The organism is Tolypothrix sp. VBCCA 56010 (assembly GCF_050875635.1).
Lineage (GTDB): Bacteria > Cyanobacteriota > Cyanobacteriia > Cyanobacteriales > Nostocaceae > Hassallia.
Map to the genome: position 1 here is coordinate 1 of NZ_JBPAOH010000056.1, position 17,105 is coordinate 17,105.

The following is a 17,105-nucleotide window of genomic DNA, read 5'->3' on the forward strand; positions in this document are numbered from 1 at the left end:
ATTTATGGAATAAGCAAATTATGATACTCTAAACCGATTCAGTAATTGCATTTTTGATTCAGTCGAAGTTGGGGTTGCGCGTAGCGCAACCCCAACTTGTGGTGCGCGAACTAACAAGTCATCGTTTCGCGATCGCATGAATCGACGGATGCAAAAACCTAGAATTTGATAACCCGCAACTTGGGTTAGTAGCATCGGGGTAGCATATATCTACGAGATATTTCATTTGCTGGGCATAATCGACAGCAGTATGTTGATCAGTAACCTCGACATGTCTCCATCCTGCTAATGGCTCAAAAAACATGAACAAATTAGATACGCCGTTTCGCTCATACTGATAGTCGTAACGTTGGGGTTGATCTGGTTCCATTGGTAACGGTTCAATGATTTCTGCTACCAATTGCTTGCTACTTTCGTCAAAACACACAACTGGATATTGGGGGTCGTAAGGACGTTTATAAATATCCAACACGTCTTCCATGTGGCAAACAAATGCGGCTTTACTCTTGTGGGGGTATTACCCAAGACTCGTTTAACCAAGGCTTAAGTTCGTTTTTTTTAGTGTCTGACGAACCGTTTCATGAGAAACACTTTCAACGAACTGCAATTCCACTAATTTTTCTGCGAGTAACCGCAATGTCCAACGGGAACAACCAGATGGAGGGGTACTACAAGTCAAGGCAATTAAATGCGCTTCCTGTTCACCATCCAATCGATGTGGTTTACGCTGGCTTTGAGGTTGCCGATTTAGAGCTTGTTCCAAACCCTCCTCCACAAATCGCTGTCTTACCCTTTCAATTGTTGAGGCACTGATGTTTAAGGTCGAAGCGATCGCTTGATCTATCCAACCCCCTTCCTCTCGGTTGGTATCTGCCAGCAGTAACACACGCCCATGATTGATTTTATACGCAGAACTTTTACCTGTAGTTGTCAATTTTTCTAAGTACGTTCTCTCTTCAGATGTTAGAGAGACAATGTATTTTTTCTTCGGCATCAGATACGCGCATTGTTTTAAGTCTCTACAGTTTACACTAGCCGCCTATTCATCAATTTTAAATTGACAGACTACTACATTGCCTTTGTCATCAGCAATGAAATATTTCAGCCCTAAGTCTATTCCGGTCATCTGCCTGGTCATTGGTGCATCAATTTTTAGATTGATGTCAATTGCAAATTGAACGTAGCAACCGTTACTCCGAAAACTCGTAAATTATCATTTGGCTCGACCAACCAACTACATTCTTATACTAACACCCCAGCATAAAGCTTGTTGTGACGCTAATCACATCACGGTAGGCTGAGTGCCTACCGAAGTGGCTTTCATCCCTTGGGCACTAAGAGCGGATACGATTCGGACAGTGCGCCAACATCTATAAAATGTCGCTTCGGAGTGTTGAGGAACGAGTTCACTTATACGCACTGTCCGAATCGTGAAAGAGTGTTTGTGAAACCCTGGTAAGACAGCACGCTTGGACGGCGCTGTGCGCCACATCCTCCACGGTTTTCAGCCTACTTCTTTATAAAGTTTTATTTTTGTTGCTTTGGTATACCCTGCAAAGCTACTGCTGAACTTGAGAGCAAAATGTAAAATTCAAAATTATTTTTTAAATTTAGCTTAATCCGCGAGTTGTTACTCACTTCATGTTAAAATAATTTCCCTCGGCTTGGTTAACCAGCAACTTTTTTGCTTAGATATGGTTCAGTACACTCTTGCTCAAAGCCCAGAAATCATTCTCACTGTTTCCGGCAAAGATTCAGCTAAAGCCCGTGAGAAAGCGATGGATCAGCTGATGGAACTAATGGAAGCAGGTAAACTACCCACCGAATTAGAAGAGGGATTTGGTGCTCAACAATTAATTGAGGTGAAAGAAGCGCCAATTGACACTGCCGGTGGTGAGGATGCGATTACACAAGCTGTCCAAGTTTTGAGCAATCTTGCTACACTCAAGCTCAAAGTTCAAGATTCCCGTGCTGAAGCATTGGAAATTCGCAAAGCAGTTGATGTCCTCTTTAGCGATCAGTCAGTCACTGAGGAAGAAATTACCCGTCTCAAGGAAGGTTTTAAAGTTCTCAAAAATTTTGCCCAAGCTAATATGCGTTATCAAGAAGCGCGAACTAAAGCAGAACAAGCAAGGCAAGTTCTCGATCAAGCTCTCAAATCGCCGGAAAAATAGGGAGTAGGGAGTAGGGAGTAGGGAGTAGGGAGTAGGAAAAGAATTATTCCCATTGCCCTATGACGGCAGGTGCCTCAACGGAGGGAACCTCCGCACGGCACTGCCTCCCCAATGCCCATTGCCCTATTTCCCATTTTAACGTCGTTTAATATTTGTGATTGAAGTAGACTTTGACCCGGAATTAGCGGTGTCGTCATCTGTATCGTCACCAACTCGTTCAGCACTCATGCTCTGTCTGTAATACTGCTGATAGTGGCTATAAGACGATGGTGTGGAATCTTTAGATTTATTGGCGATTAACCCTAAAATGGGAGTGCCAGAAACTTGAATTTCTTCTAATGCTTGTTGGAGTACAGTACGTTTTAGTTTGCCCAAACCAGCAACTAGCACCATACCGTTGGTATTAGCCGCTAGTAAATAGGCATCTGCAAAGCCCAAAAGTGGCGGTGTGTCATAGATTACCAAATCGAAACTGGCTTGCAGATCGTCCATTAAATCTTGCATTTTTTGAGAAGCGAGTAACCTTACCGAGTCTGGGGGAATTGGACCTGCACTCATGACAAAGAGATTTTCTTCTAAAGGCGATCGCTCAATTACATTATTCCACTCTAAGTCTTGGGAAATTACATCGGTTAATCCCTGAATATTCATCAGTCCGACTCGATTGTGCAAAGTCGGACAACGTAGATTCGCATCTACTAATAAAACTCGTTGCCCCATCGCTGCTGCTGCCTGCGCTAACTGTATAGCAACAGTAGATTTACCGTCTCCCTGTCCTGCCGAACTGATTACAAGTGAGCGAATTGGCGTATCCGAACCCAAAAGAAGAATATTTGTATAAAGAGAGCGAAACACTTCAAAAAAGGAAATGCTACTTACTGGTTGCGCTCCTGATCGTACATTTTCTGGCTTCGCCAATGCCGCTAGTTCTTTTCTTAACGGAACTACACCTAACAGAGGTAGTCTAGTCGCTTCTTTGAGGTCTTTAGAAGTATAAAAGACATTGCTGAGTTTATCTACAACTAAAGCTGCCCCTACACCCAACAGTAAGCCTAACATTCCCCCCAATGCTAAGTTTTTCTTAGCACTTTCTGAAATAGCATCAGGTTCAGTCACTTTAGTAAGTTTAGGATCGAGTAACTGCCAAGGTTGTTGCTTTTGGGCTTTCTCGAGCTGCAATGCTTGTTGTTTGCTTGTAAATTGAGTCAGACCTTGAGTGGCAACTTGTAATTCCCGCTGAATGTTATCGTAATTACGGCTAATACTTGCCAAATCTTTGACGTAATTATTTAAACTAATTATTTTTGCATCCAATGCTCGATCTCTGGCTTGCAGTTCCCGGATGCGGCTTTGAAAATCTCGATTAACCCGCTGCCTTTCCTGTTGCAACAAAGAGAGTATCGTTGCTTTCTGTTCATTAAGACGCTTCATGCCTTCTTCTTCATTCGTGAAGATAGCTGACCTTTTGGCTATCTCACCATCCAATCCCTGAATCTGATCCAGTAACTTTTGATAGCGAGGATTATCACTCAACAATGAATTACTAGCCTCAGCACCTGGTTGTTGGGCTAACTCTGTTTGTAAGTCTTGATACTTAGCTACCCATTGCTGTAGCTGCACCCGATTATCGAGTTGCTGTTGCGTCAAAGTCGCAATATGTCCAGATACCTCTCCAGCTTTCTGTGCTGGATCAATTAACTTATTCTCCAACCGCAGGTTTCGCAATTTGTTTTGCCACACCTGAACCCGCTGCTCTAAGGGCAGTTTTTCTTGGTTAACGAACTTAATTGCCTGATCTACATCTGCCTGACGCTCTGCCAAACTATACTGCAAATAAGCATCAGCAAGTGCTTTGGAAACCTCACTAACTACCTTCTCGTCAGGATGAATATATTGGACTTTTAAGATATTTAGTTTTTCGGGTGCGATCGCTAAACTCCCAACAAGTACCTCGTAAGTCAAGTCAGGATGTTTAGCTTGAAGCTTTTCGACAACAGGGTCTAAAACTCTATGACTTTGTAAAACTGCGATCGTGGTCTCGACTTGTTTTGCAGGCTCAGGAGCTGCTACCTGTTGGGAACCGATAGTTTGAGGAACATCGGCTAGAGCCTTATTCTCAGCACTTAAAGACTTGGTTAAAATCTCAAACTCACTTTGATACACCGGAGGGTCTTGTTCTGCTTTCAACACCGCCGCCGTTGCTATTACGCCTGTTACACCAGCAATTAACAATGCTCGGCGACGCAAAGCAGATCCAACTTGACCCAGATTTAATCCACCTTCATCAACATCATTTAACTGGGCTGTGTTCGCTTGTGACAAAGGGTGAGGATATTTTTCTGACTTTAGCATGGCTATGGTAAATTAAATTACTAACAGTAATTTCGGAATACGATGTGTTAATTTGAAGTAGACATACGTAGTTGAACTTCGTCTTACGCTGCCTTGGCTTTCGGAACACCCCGGTTAATTACTGAATAAACCGACTAATTTCATAGTCTTTAAGAATCTCAAGCAGAACTTGAGTATTGCTCTTGACCCACCTGATAGGCTTATTACCCTGGAAGACAGTATTTACGATCCGATCTGCTAACGGAGCGATGCACTACAACTACAGTAACATTACGCAGGATAAATTGGTTGGTTCATTATAGATCGTCAGTCAAAGCAGCGTATATTTTTTATACAGTCAACTTCCTCTGCAATGTAGGCTAATTAGGTTCCAATAAAGTTAACACGTTTGGTATTTAAATCCAAGTGTTGCAGGTTGGACTAATTTGTTTAGTGTTACTAATTAACTTTAAACTTTTCCGGATAAAACCTAATAACAAAGATTTGAGTTAATTTATTTCAGTGTAGCACAGTATGTTTAAATACATAATTTCTGACTGACGCCAAATTAAAGTCTTGTAGGGGCAATTCATGAATTGCCCCTACGTAAATTCAATTGGTAAGACGAAGGAAGTGAGTAAGTCCTATAAATATATTTTTTTCATCTCTAAGCGTAATCCTCTGTAGAAGTTTCCACGGATTCAGGTTAGTACCTTGTTTGAGGCGATCGACGCGGTTGGCAAATTGCAATTCGTAGATTTCAGCTACTGCTTAAGCAACAAATATACGAGTGCGCTTTTTGACACTCCCACGGCTAGAAGCACGTGGGATTCTTGGTTCATCCAGTCCACTTACCATAGTTGGTCGCCCTTCTATGCTGTGAGGTGGGTCTGTCCACAAGCTTTTTGCTCGATTGCAGAAGCCAGATCCGGTATGCCCTACCGTACTGTTCGACCAACAAAATCTTGGTTTTCTGGTACTTGGGGAAGTGAAGATTTTACCTGTGCAAGCATTCCTGCACAGAACCCCTTATCTTCAGTTTTCAAGATGCGATGCCTCTCGACTCTGGGTTTTTAAAGTGGTTAAATACCCTACCCACTAAAATAATGATAACATATGTACAGCATTTTGCGATACATATGAAAGAAAAACATCTAAGCGTCAGAATCCCAGAAACTGAGATGAAAATTTTAGAAAAACACGCCAAGAAAACAAAACGAACCAAAACAGATTTAGTGCGAGAGTGGATTCGTTCTTTAGAGAAGATATCTGACAGCACCGCGCATGTGCAACGCATTCATGAGCCAGCACTGCAGGAGGGTTTCCCTCCGTAGGTGTCTGGCATCCCCACGGCTAAAAGCACGTGGGCTTTCTGCTTTCATTACTGTAAATAAATCTCAGCTACATGAAGCTATCAATCCTTCCTAGAGTATAAATTATATTAGACGATCGCTCTGGCTAACCCTCAAACTCTCGCTAATCTTTACTTATACTTTAGATAAAAAATAAGGGACAGTGTATTACAACTAGCCCTTCTACATAATACTGGGGCGCTAGGATTCGAACCTAGGAATGGCGGGACCAAAACCCGCTGCCTTACCACTTGGCTACGCCCCAACGATTTCACTTCAATTAGTATAGCAGTCACTCATGGTGTAATGTCAAGTGCTTTCAAATCGGATTTTGGACAAATGACATCCTTGCCCTTCACTAAAGCCAGATAATGACTATCCGAGCGCGAACATTGTCCTTGAATGTTTTCAGACTAACGAAGTAGTAAATAGTTATACCAATTCTATGTGAGGTTGCGCTTCCCATCTGTGTAGGGACAATTCATGAATTGCCCCTACGTGAAGCGAAAGAGCGTGCGTGCGTAATTTGTGTTACGCATCTTCAAGCCAGAATTGGTATTACAATTGAAGCGTTTTATGAATGCCTGCTGACTTATGTAAGACATTGCCTTAAATTGTCTTGCATCTTAAACTTGTTTGCCCTGGTATTTTAGGTATTTAAACCTTGTCAAATAAAAATAGTCGATTAAAATGATAATACATTTAGGTTATAGCTATCCATGATTGTGATAAATTACCCAAATTGAACGAGAGCTAATTGTCAGCGTAAAAGAAACTGCTTATCTGTTTGCAAATTATTATTTTTAATTTACTTATGTCTTCTACCAGGTCAAGCATCAACCTCAGGGTCGTTTTTTCATCGCTGTTTAGCTTTTTATTAAATAAACCCAAACAGCAGCCGAATAAAACTTATGATTATACCCGATACGTCAGCGGACGTGACTATGTATTTGAATTTGTAAATGACTTGAAAAAAGGTTATATGACAGGACAGGGTAAAGGTATCAAGCGTGGTGATTATATTTTTTTAAAAAACGGCTCTAACTCTTGTCGATATCAAGTTGAAGAAATTGATTATTACTTGGATCCACCAGATATGTGGATGGCTTTACTGTGCGAAGCAATCGTTGAGAAACCTGAGTTGTGAGTTGATTCTCATTTTTGACATCATTAAGCAATATGTCTCCACTTAGTAAGATACTATAGCAGCTTGCAGTCAGCATAAGTTTAAATTATCTAATATAGATTTTTTATCGGATGCGTCTTTAGTTATAAGCTTTCTAATTGGCACAACTATAGGCGTTCGCACTCTTCGTAAAATTCACGACAGGAAACTTTCACCAACAGCTTGAGTTGATTGTCAGTTGTAACCACCAGTTTAAAAATCTTTGAATATTGCCTAAAAGAAAGTTATCTTCAAGAACGCTTAAGGTTGATGACACTCAAAGAATAGTGATGGCTTATCGGTCAATCAATTGGTGGCTATCCTCAGTTTCAATGCTGGGTTGGTTTCCAACAATAATAATAGGACTTACGCAAAAAATCGGCGTAGTTCCTTAATTTACGAGTGCGATAATTCATGAATTATCGCTACTTACGATATGTTTTGCCTAAGTCCTGAATAAATTGTTTTTCTTTACACGCTCTTAACAAGAATGTGTTTTTTTCATGAACCTTAGATCCAAAGATAGCATACGTATGTATACTGCCATAAGAGAGGGTACGTAAGTATCTACCAAATACGTGTACCAGGCTGCTTGTTTTAGTAAAATCTACTTTGTGCTAATTGTAGCCAAGCAAACTTCTCAAAATTTTATACTAAGGCTAATTACTGCCATCCAACTGATGCCATCGCTGACCCTAAAGGCTTTGTGACGATTTTTGCATTTATTATTGTCTAGCTGTTAAAGGTAGTGATTTTGTCGAATAACTTCTGCTTCCAAGTATGCACCCAGGCATATCGATTCTGATAGCTTGTGTATGGCGATACTCCACAGGTGGTGAATTTCCCTATGAGTATTTACCCAAGTCTAAAAAATATATTCGATATTTAGTCAAATCTTCCCGGATAGATACGTAAGTACAAGAAAAGTGATTTATACAAAAAGTAAATACATCATTAATCAAATAGCCAAAGGAAATTTAGAAAATATGAACTTAAAACAACTAGATGAGAAAATCTCTGAGTCTTCGATAGTAGAGGCAAATACTGAACAAATTTCTTCGGATCTGGGTGGGGAGGCAGTCATTCTCAATCTCAAGACTGGAGTTTATCACGGGTTGAATGAGGTGGGAGCGCTGATTTGGACTTTGATTCAGGAACCAAAAGCTGTGAGAGATATCAAGCCGATCCTTCTGCAAGAGTATGAAGTTGAACCTCAACAGTGCGATCGCGACCTCAAAGCATTGCTTGAAGACCTTTTGGCAGCAGGGCTAATCGATGTCAAAAATAATACGACTGTTTAAATTTTTTCGGATGGGAGCAAGCGATCGCCACCTTTTAATCATGACCTTAATTTTACTAGCAACCATCAGGCTAGGGTTGTGGTTAATGCCCTTTCGCACCCTTTTAAAAGTGTTAGCAAAAATTAGCCGGCAAAGCGATCGCCTACAAGTAACACAAGTGTCCGTCGGCAAGATTTCTTGGGCTGTAAAGGCAGTTAGCCGCTATATGCCTGGTGTAAAGTGTCTGGCTCGCGCTTTGACTACCCAGGTGCTAATGAATCGCAACGGTCACTCTTGCGAACTGCGGATCGGTGTTGCTAAAGGAGAAAAAGGAATTTTAGAAGCTCACGCTTGGATAGAACATGAAGGACTAATTGTCATGGGTTATCTAACAGACCTTTCCCGCTTTATGCCACTGCCGTCTCTTGAAGGAGTGAAATTATGAGTGGCATTATGGGTATTCACTATCTTGGCGATCGCGCTGTAGACCGGGAAGACCTGGGAATGATGGTGGAAACCCTGGCGCACCGGGGACCCGATGGTGCAGACATCTGGATAGATGGGGCGATCGGTTTCGGGCATCGGATGCTGTGGACTACTCCTGAATCCTTGCTAGAAAAGTTACCTTTAGCTAACTCTACAGGCGATTTGATTATTACCTCAGATGCTCGCATAGATAACCGCGATGAACTCAGAAGTGTGTTACAATTAAATAACTGTGCATCTGATAAAATTACGGATAGCCAGTTAATATTGGCTGCTTACGAAAAATGGGGCGAACAATGCCCAAAGCATCTTTTAGGTGATTTTGCCTTTGCAATTTGGGATAAACAAAAGCAGATACTATTCTGTGCTAGAGACCACATCGGTGTTAAGCCCTTCTACTATCACTTTCAAACAGGTCGAATTTTTGCTTTTGGCTCTGAAATTAAAGCTTTATTGTGTTTGCAAGAAATACCACGCCAACTCAATGAGGTGAACGTAGGTGACTATCTGGCAGCAAACTTGCAAGATAAATCCAACACCTTTTACCAGGATATCTTGCGACTTCCTCCGGCAAGTAGCCTAACGGTGAATGCCAAAGGTATACAAATAGAGTCTTACTGGACGCTTGACCCCAAGCGGGAACTACGGCTGAATTCTGATGAAGAATATGCCGAAGCATTGCAGAAAATCTTTGCGGAAGCTGTACGGTGTCGGTTGCGTAGCGCTTTTACCGTGGGTTCTCATCTCAGTGGTGGGTTGGACTCTTCTTCTATTACTTGTATGGCACGACAATTGCTGATACAAGAAGGAAAAAATCGCTCATTGCACACCTTCTCAAATATTTTTGATGCTGTTCCCGAAAGTGACGAGCGCTCTTTTATTGAGGCTGTGATTGCCCAAGGTGACATGATTCCCCACTATGTCCACGCTGATGAAATGGGTCCTTTGTCAAACTTAGAGGAAATTTTCCGCTATCAAGATGAAGCTATTCCTGCACCTACACATTTCTTGGCTTGGGAATTGAACGATGCTGCTCAAAAAGTTGGTGTCCGAGTTGTCTTAGATGGCTTTGATGGCGATAACACCATATCGCACGGCGAGGGTTATTTCGCTGAACTGGCAAATAAAGGAGAATGGGCAACTTTCGCTCTTGAACTTGACGCTGTTTATGAACTCACTGGTGCGTCCCAAATCAGTATTCTGCGACAGTATGGTCTGACATGTTTGGAACAACTAGCACGCAAATGGAAGTTGATTGCTTTTGTTAAACAGACCAATGAGTTATTGAAACACTTTAAGGTTTCCCGGCGGCAGATTTTTCTGCGCCACGGCTTAAAACCTTTGCTTCCGCAGTTCGTGCTCAAAGTTTGGCACTTTCTACGCGGACATAGTTTTAATACAAACCTTGACAAATCGATGATTAACCGCAGCTTTGCGAGGCGCATCGGTTTGCAGAAGCGTATCGAGCTTTTTAAAGACTTTCTGTCAAGTTTCCCGTCCACAGAAAGGGAACGTCACTGGCGCGGTCTTAGTTCTGGCGTAATAACCCAAGCGCTAGAGATATCAGATCGCTATGCAGCAGCTTTTCAAGTCGAAGTTCGTCACCCGTTTATGGATAAACGCTTGCTGGAGTTTTGTCTGTCTCTGCCTCCTGAACAGAAATTCAACAAAGGATGGTCGCGCTTAGTCATGCGCCGTGCCATGAAAAATGTTTTACCTGACCAAGTGCAGTGGCGTCTGGGCAAAGGCAATATGTCTCATACTTTTCAGTACGGTCTACTGACACTAGATCGAAAAGTTTTAGATGAGGTAATGCTCAACCACTTGCAAACTGCGGAAACTTACGTAGACACAAATGTCCTGCGTGCAGCATATGAGCGATTAATATCTGCAAGCAAAGTTAATCTACAGGAAGAGCGTTTGCCAGTTTGGAAAGCAGCGATGTTGGCATTGTGGTTGCGTTACAGCAAGTTATAGAGAACAGTTTACTATAAAAGTTAGTAAATTTTCTTGCTTTTTAACAGTTTATATGTAAAAATAGAGATGCCGTTACTCTAAATAAAAATTAAGAGTTCGGGTTTACAACCAACAATCAGGAGTTTTCAAATGAAGAAAAGCTACTCAGTACCACAACTGGTCAAACACGGAAGCGTCAGCAATATCACGGCTTACTCTTTCGACAGTAAAGACGGCGATGTATTTTACGGTCAGACAAACGCAACAAACCAAAATGGTACTGGTTCACTGAATGCTTGCATAACCTACAAAACCGGTCCGAAGAAAGGTGATTGCGTGAATCCTTCCGCGAAGGGTGTGTAATAGAGAGCAAGGAATGCTGTAGTAGCCGCTACAGCAAGCTGAATAAACAGCTTTTAAAGTCCTTGCAATCAATCTACCTTCGTTGTAGAAGCTAGAGCTTGCCTAGTAAAAGGTTATCTGAATCAAATTAACAGTTCGCGTTTACAACCAACAATCAGGAGTTTTCAAATGAAGAAAAGCTACTCAGTACCACAACTGGTCAAACACGGAAGCGTCAGCAATATCACGGCTTACTCTTTCGACAGTAAAGACGGCGATGTATTTTACGGTCAGACAAACGCAACAAACCAAAATGGTACTGGTTCACTGAATGCTTGCATAACCTACAAAACCGGTCCGAAGAAAGGTGATTGCGTGAATCCTTCCGCGAAGGGTGTGTAATAGAGAGCAAGGAATGCTGTAGTAGCCGCTACAGCAAGCTGAATAAACAGCTTTTAAAGTCCTTGCAATCAATCTACCTTCGTTGTCGAAGCTAGAGCTTGCCTAGCAAAGGGCTACGGGCATCCGTAGCCCTTTTTTATCCTTCCTTTTGAAGAAGGAAAGCAGGTTAACACAATCATAATAGCCAACTATAATTTTGTCCAAGGATACTCAAAAGTGTTTGCTTATACTGCCTATAATCTCCGCATTCACTCTGAGTTTCCTTTTCCGGAACTCAGCAAGAGTGAAGTTTCACAAAAGCCGGATGTGGTGATTTCGCTGCGCTCCCTTAGCCAGTTAGAAACACAAACAGCTGATGGTGCTAACAAGCTAGTGGCATTTTTAGAGTTAGAAAACTCTACAGCGGGCAGGTTTTTGGTAGAGTCGGGACGCAAGATTGTTGTCGAACCAGACCCAGGAATTGATGAGGATTTGCTTCGTCCTTTTATTTTGGGACCAGCTTTTGCCGTGTTGCTGCGACAGCGATCGCATCTGGTCCTTCATGCCAGTAGCATTGCGATCGATAATGGAGCAGTAGCGTTTTTGGGTCATTCCGGATGGGGTAAATCAACCTTGGCGAATGCTTTTTACAACCAAGGGTATGGTTTACTCACAGACGATGTGATGGCGATAAAAGTTGAGAGTAACCCCCCGATCGCTTTTCCCAGCTTTCCCCAAGTCAAACTATTACCAGATGCAGCAGCTTCTTTAGGATACGACTTTGAGAGATTAACTTCAATTCATGCTGGGGTAGCAAAACGGAATAATCGTCTTGACCAAGGATTTTCGCAAATTGCTCTACCAGTCAAGCGGATTTATGTGCTGGAAAATGTGGCAGCAACGCACAACGAAATACAGCCTCTGTCACCTCAAAATGCTCTGATAGAACTGGTTCGCCACTCCCGCGCTACCGACTTACTAACTACACCAGAGTTTGTTAGCTCTCATCTGCGTCAGTGCGCTAATTTGGTGAAGAATGTATCGATATGTCGTTTAAAAAGAAAAAGTTCTTTAGCTGGATTACCAAAGTTAGTCAAGCTAATAGAAGAAGATATTGCTCAAACAATATTTGATGAACACGAGAATATTCAATTGTTTGCATCTGCCTAAGGGTATATTTTAAAAATGGAAAAGAAAGGGATTTAAAATTTTGAATAGAAAATTAGGCAGAGCGATCGCTCGAATTTCTTATTTGCCAAAAACACTAGATTTAGTCTGGACTGCATCTAAAAAATGGACGATCGCCTGGGCTATATTACTAGTTATTCAGGGACTCATGCCAGTTGCGATGGTCTACCTGACTCGCTCGGTGGTTGATGGTTTAGTAGCAGTCATGGGGGCTGGGGCAACTTGGCAGAGCGCTCAACCGATTATAATTCCAGCAGCAGCAATGGTTTGCGTCTTGCTGCTAGGAGGAAGTCTGCAAACCGTGATGGAATGGGTACGGACGGCTCAATCTGAATTTGTCCACGACCATATCACCACCTTGATTCATCAAAAGTCTGTAGCAGTAGATTATGCCTTTTATGAATCATCAGAGTATTACGATCGCCTGAACCGAGCGCGTAGCGATGCCAGCGGTCAATCCCTGTCTCTGTTAGAAAATCTCGGTAATGGAATGCAAAACAGCATTACCCTTCTGGCAATGGCGGCAATATTACTTCCTTATGGTGCATGGCTAGCAGTTGTTTTATTAATCAGTGCGCTGCCATCTTTATATATAATCCTAAATCTTAATCGCTACTATCACCGTTGGTGGCAGGGGACTACAACAGAACGGCGACGGCAGGAATATTACGATGCACTCCTGACTAACAGCAACACTGCTGCAGAATTACGACTATTTAACTTAGGTTCTCAGTTCCAGTCTACTTACCTAAAATCACGCCATCGGCTCAGAACAGAGTATCTGCAAATACTCAAAATCCAAAGTTTAGGGCGCTTCAGTGCCACGATTTTGGGACTTTTCGTTTTTATGGCTCCTCTGAGTTGGGTAGTTTGGCGAATTTTGCAAGGAAAGATGACCCTTGGTGAACTTGCTCTGTTCTTTCAAGCGTTTCAACAAAGTCGGGGCGTAATGGTTTCGCTGCTGGGTAATCTAGGACAAATCTATAAAAGTAGCTTATTTATCAGTAATTTATTTGAATTTTTAGAGTTAAAACCGCAAATTATCAGCCCAACCCAGCCCCTAGCTATTCCCAAGCAATTGAAACAGGGAATTAGCTTTCAACAAGTTAGTTTTGGCTATCCGGGTAGCGATCGCCCTGTCTTAGAAAATTTTAATTTGACGATTCCAGCGGGGAAAATAGTTGCAATTGTCGGGGATAACGGTGCAGGAAAGAGTACTTTAATCAAGCTACTTTGTCGTTTTTATGACCCGGAGTCTGGTTGCATTCAACTAGATGGAATTGATATTCGCGATTTATCTGTTATAGAATATCAGCGTTTAATTACAGTTTTGTTCCAGTTTCCTGTTTCTTACTACGTCACCGCTGCCGAAAACATTGCTTTGGGTGATTGGTCAGCAACTCCGAGTTTAGATGAGATTGAGTTGGCAGCTAAAAATGCTGGCATCCATGAGAAAATTGCTAGCTTACCTCAAGGTTACAACGCAATATTAGGCAAGTTGTTTCCTGAAGGTACAGAACTCAGCGGCGGACAATGGCAGCGTCTTGCTTTAGCAAGAGCATTTTTGCGACGTGCCGAAATCATTATTCTGGATGAACCGACCAGTGCAATGGACCCTTGGGCGGAGTTTGATTGGTTAGAGCGATTCCGCACTATGGCAAATGGACGGACTGCGGTTGTGATTACCCACCGCTTCACCTTGGCAATGCGGGCTGACATAATTCACGTCATGCGTGCTGGTAAGATTGTGGAATCAGGAAGCCATGATGAATTGCTGGCTCAGGGTGGTTTTTATGCCCAGTCTTGGAAAGAGCAAATGGAAGTTACTAGTAATGTTCCTGTTTAACTATGCAAGAAATTCTCTGCCAAAACGAGGCACAACTGCCATCCGTATCATTACCTAAAATATACGGCATTCCTATCGACTCAGAAGCCTTGGCTAAGTACAGCCGTGAACTTCAGCTAAAGGAACCCACCGAGGCACTTTTTGGGCTAGCTCAAGCTATTGCCAGCAGTCCCATCTGGGCAGAAATGCCCGGAAACATATTAATTGTTCGTCCCACTCCTCAACCTGCACTTTTTGTGTTGGGTTGCTTGGATGAAGCTGGTAGAGTGCGAATTGCTAGAGAACTCCAGGATTTGAATCTGAACATAACTCGTCTGCGCTACATCAGTTATCGTCAAGCGGAAGCGGATTGTCAGCGTCTGGCGAAACAATTAGTAGATCGCTTTGGTTACGAGGAATTAAAGGAGTTTCACTTCACTGGGATTCCCCGTGGAGGGCTGATAGTTTTGGCAATGCTGGCTTACGCTTTGGGGCTAACTCCCGACCAATTAGAACCACCTTCATCGCCCGATGTGCCTTGGGTAGTGGTGGATGACTGTGTTTTTACAGGTTCTCGACTGAGCAACTTTTTGCAGTCTCATTCTCATGAGGCAGTAATATTTGCAGTGCTTTATTCTCATCCAGATTTGCGAAGAGCGATCGCATCTCGTGAACCGCGCGTTAAAGCTTGTTTGAGCGCTGAAGATATTCATGACTATGCACCAGAAGACCTCGGTGAGAATTACCCAGACTGGCAAGCACACTGCCTCGCACAACTAGATGGAATCCGCTACTGGGTGGGAAAGACAGACAATATCTGCTTTAGCTGGAATGAACCAGATCGCTTTGTTTGGAACCCTGTGACTGAAAGGATAGAGGGTTGTTGGCTGTTGATTCCTCCAGAAATCTGCTTGAAAAATCGACTCAAAGCTGCTAGTGAAGCTCCAATTATCCAGATTCAGCCGGAGAGTAAAGGACTGATTCAACCAGGGTCACAAGTCATTTTTGGAGAGTATGAGGAACAGATTGTGATTGGGAATTTGGCAACTGGTGAAAGCTTTTGCTTGAGTGGTGTGGGTGCTGAAATTTGGCAAGCGATCGCTCAACATGGCGATGTGGAACAAGTTGTTATGTCACTATTAAGCAGCTACGACGTTGAAGAAGCCACACTCCGGTGTGATGTGGAGACATTTATAGATGAGTTGTACGCGAGGGGTTTGTTAATTAAATGCGATGGCTTTACTTCCTGAGCAAAACTCATTGACAAAGTAAAAATATTAAAATAATGACCAGCTTTCGCAGTGATGAAAACCTTTCCTAAACCATACACTAAAAACCAAAGCATCAATGTTCGCCCCGAAGTTGAGCTACTTCTTTCTTGCGCTCGTACCCAAATAGATGATGAACGCGCTCAACGCATCAAATCTTTAGTTAAGGAAGATATAGATTGGCAATACCTAATTGCAACAGCATGTAGACACAAGTTAATGCCACTTCTATATAACAGCCTCAACAAAATTTGTGCGAATGCAGTTCCTGAGAAAGCATTTAAGGAACTCCGAGAACTTTTTCAGAGAAATGCTCAACGCAACTTATTTCTAAGTGGAGAACTCCTAAAAATCCTCGGTCTTTTAAAAGAGCGTGGGATTGTCGCTTTACCATACAAAGGTCAAGTTTTAGCTACTGCAATATACGGCAATTTAGCACTTCGGCAGTCTGGCGATTTGGATGTCATGGTTCAACAGCCAGATGTTTTGGAATTTAAAGAAGTGCTACTTTCTCTGGGATATCGACCGGAGATTGAATTGACTCCTAGCCAGGAAAGAGCTTTTTTACAAGCTAAAACTGAGCATTCCTATAACTTTTTTGATGAGGATAGAGCAATTCTTCTAGAGATACATTGGAGAATTGCGCCTAAGTATACATGCCCAATTGAAGCTAAGGATTTGTGGGACAAGCTTGAACCGTTTTCCTTTTTTGGTACAAAAATACCTAATCTGTCTTTAGAAGACTGGCTGCCAATCCTGTGCGTTCATGGGTCTAGACATCGTTGGGAAGTGGTAGGATGGCTTGCCGATATTGCCGAATTAATTCGGAGTCATCCAGAAATTAATTGGGAAAAAGTCATAGCGCAATCTAACAAATTTGGCTGTAGGCGAATACTATTTCTTGGTCTTTTTTTAGTTAATGAACTACTAGGAGTGAGCATTCCTACAGAAGTTTGGCAGAGGATAAAAGCAGAACCTGAGGTAACTTCTCTTGCTGATTCCGTCAGCAAAGATTTTTTCCCAGAAACCGATGTTCCAGAGAGATTTTTGACAACGACTATCTACCAGATAAGAGTTAGGGAACGCTTGCAAGATAAACTTTTGTATCTAGAATCTTTTATTCACTGGTTGATGACTCGCGAAAAGTCTTCATAATAGGGAAAGCTTAAAAATAGACATTTATTGGTTAAAATTACCTTTTAATTTATTCCAATGAGTAATGAGTAATGGTTTTTTAATTCCATTACTCATTATATCGGGACTTACGCTTGCATTGTCTCAAAAGCCTGATTTTTCGTAGCGGTAATTCATGAATTACCGCTCCGACGCGAAGTTTGTTGCGTAAGTCCTAATCATT

General features: G+C 42.2%; 11 protein-coding genes, 1 tRNA gene and 1 pseudogene. 10 read left to right on the forward strand and 3 right to left on the reverse strand.

Annotated features, from left to right (window positions below):
* Positions 1-190 precede the first annotated feature (190 nt).
* Positions 191-994: pseudogene (locus AABK37_RS19500) on the reverse strand (IS630 family transposase); the annotation flags it as partial.
* 700 nt (positions 995-1,694) lie between these two features.
* Between AABK37_RS19500 and AABK37_RS19505 the strand changes: the two are divergent.
* Positions 1,695-2,174, forward strand: coding sequence for a hypothetical protein (locus AABK37_RS19505; RefSeq protein ID WP_039754020.1), 480 nt, complete (start codon positions 1,695-1,697; stop codon positions 2,172-2,174).
* A gap of 135 nt (positions 2,175-2,309) precedes the next feature.
* Here the strand turns inward: AABK37_RS19505 and AABK37_RS19510 are convergent, their stop codons facing one another.
* Positions 2,310-4,526 (reverse strand): GumC family protein, encoded by a 2,217-nt coding sequence (locus AABK37_RS19510; protein WP_432553202.1) that lies wholly within the window; start codon positions 4,524-4,526, stop codon positions 2,310-2,312.
* A gap of 1,118 nt (positions 4,527-5,644) precedes the next feature.
* On the opposite strand from AABK37_RS19510, the gene AABK37_RS19515 reads away from it, so the two are divergent.
* Complete coding sequence (locus AABK37_RS19515; protein ID WP_432553203.1) at positions 5,645-5,839, forward strand: ribbon-helix-helix protein, CopG family; 195 nt, start codon at positions 5,645-5,647, stop codon at positions 5,837-5,839.
* A 211-nt stretch (positions 5,840-6,050) separates the two neighbouring features.
* On the opposite strand, the gene AABK37_RS19520 is transcribed toward AABK37_RS19515, so the two are convergent.
* Positions 6,051-6,122, reverse strand: a tRNA-Gln gene (locus tag AABK37_RS19520).
* Positions 6,123-6,671: 549 nt separating this feature from the next.
* Between AABK37_RS19520 and AABK37_RS19525 the strand changes: the two genes are divergently transcribed.
* The 8 genes from AABK37_RS19525 to AABK37_RS19560 all read left to right on the forward strand — a co-directional run bounded on the left by AABK37_RS19525 (position 6,672) and on the right by AABK37_RS19560 (position 16,903).
* On the forward strand, positions 6,672-7,004 hold the full coding sequence (locus AABK37_RS19525) for a hypothetical protein (protein WP_432553204.1): 333 nt from the start codon (positions 6,672-6,674) through the stop codon (positions 7,002-7,004).
* Positions 7,005-8,008: 1,004 nt separating this feature from the next.
* Positions 8,009-8,323 carry a PqqD family peptide modification chaperone gene (locus tag AABK37_RS19530; protein ID WP_432553228.1) on the forward strand — a complete coding sequence of 105 codons (315 nt, stop codon included), beginning with the start codon at positions 8,009-8,011 and terminating at the stop codon, positions 8,321-8,323.
* Positions 8,307-8,747: a lasso peptide biosynthesis B2 protein gene (locus AABK37_RS19535; RefSeq protein WP_432553229.1), complete on the forward strand. Its 441-nt coding sequence runs from the start codon at positions 8,307-8,309 to the stop codon at positions 8,745-8,747. Before AABK37_RS19530 ends, AABK37_RS19535 begins: the two co-directional genes overlap by 17 nt.
* A complete protein-coding gene (locus AABK37_RS19540; RefSeq protein ID WP_432553205.1) occupies positions 8,744-10,765 on the forward strand; it encodes a lasso peptide isopeptide bond-forming cyclase in 2,022 nt (673 codons plus the stop codon). Before AABK37_RS19535 ends, AABK37_RS19540 begins: the two co-directional genes overlap by 4 nt.
* 939 nt (positions 10,766-11,704) lie before the next feature.
* Entirely contained in the window at positions 11,705-12,637 is a 933-nt protein-coding gene (locus tag AABK37_RS19545) for a serine kinase (RefSeq protein WP_432553206.1), read from the forward strand.
* Positions 12,638-12,677: 40 nt separating this feature from the next.
* The gene (locus AABK37_RS19550) at positions 12,678-14,501 is read left to right on the forward strand and encodes an ABC transporter ATP-binding protein (protein ID WP_432553207.1); all 1,824 of its coding nucleotides are present in this window, start codon (positions 12,678-12,680) and stop codon (positions 14,499-14,501) included.
* 2 nt (positions 14,502-14,503) lie between these two features.
* On the forward strand, positions 14,504-15,730 hold the full coding sequence (locus tag AABK37_RS19555; RefSeq protein ID WP_432553208.1) for a PqqD family peptide modification chaperone: 1,227 nt from the start codon (positions 14,504-14,506) through the stop codon (positions 15,728-15,730).
* A gap of 54 nt (positions 15,731-15,784) precedes the next feature.
* Positions 15,785-16,903: a nucleotidyltransferase domain-containing protein gene (locus tag AABK37_RS19560; protein WP_432553209.1), complete on the forward strand. Its 1,119-nt coding sequence runs from the start codon at positions 15,785-15,787 to the stop codon at positions 16,901-16,903.
* The last annotated feature ends 202 nt before the right edge of the window (positions 16,904-17,105 follow it).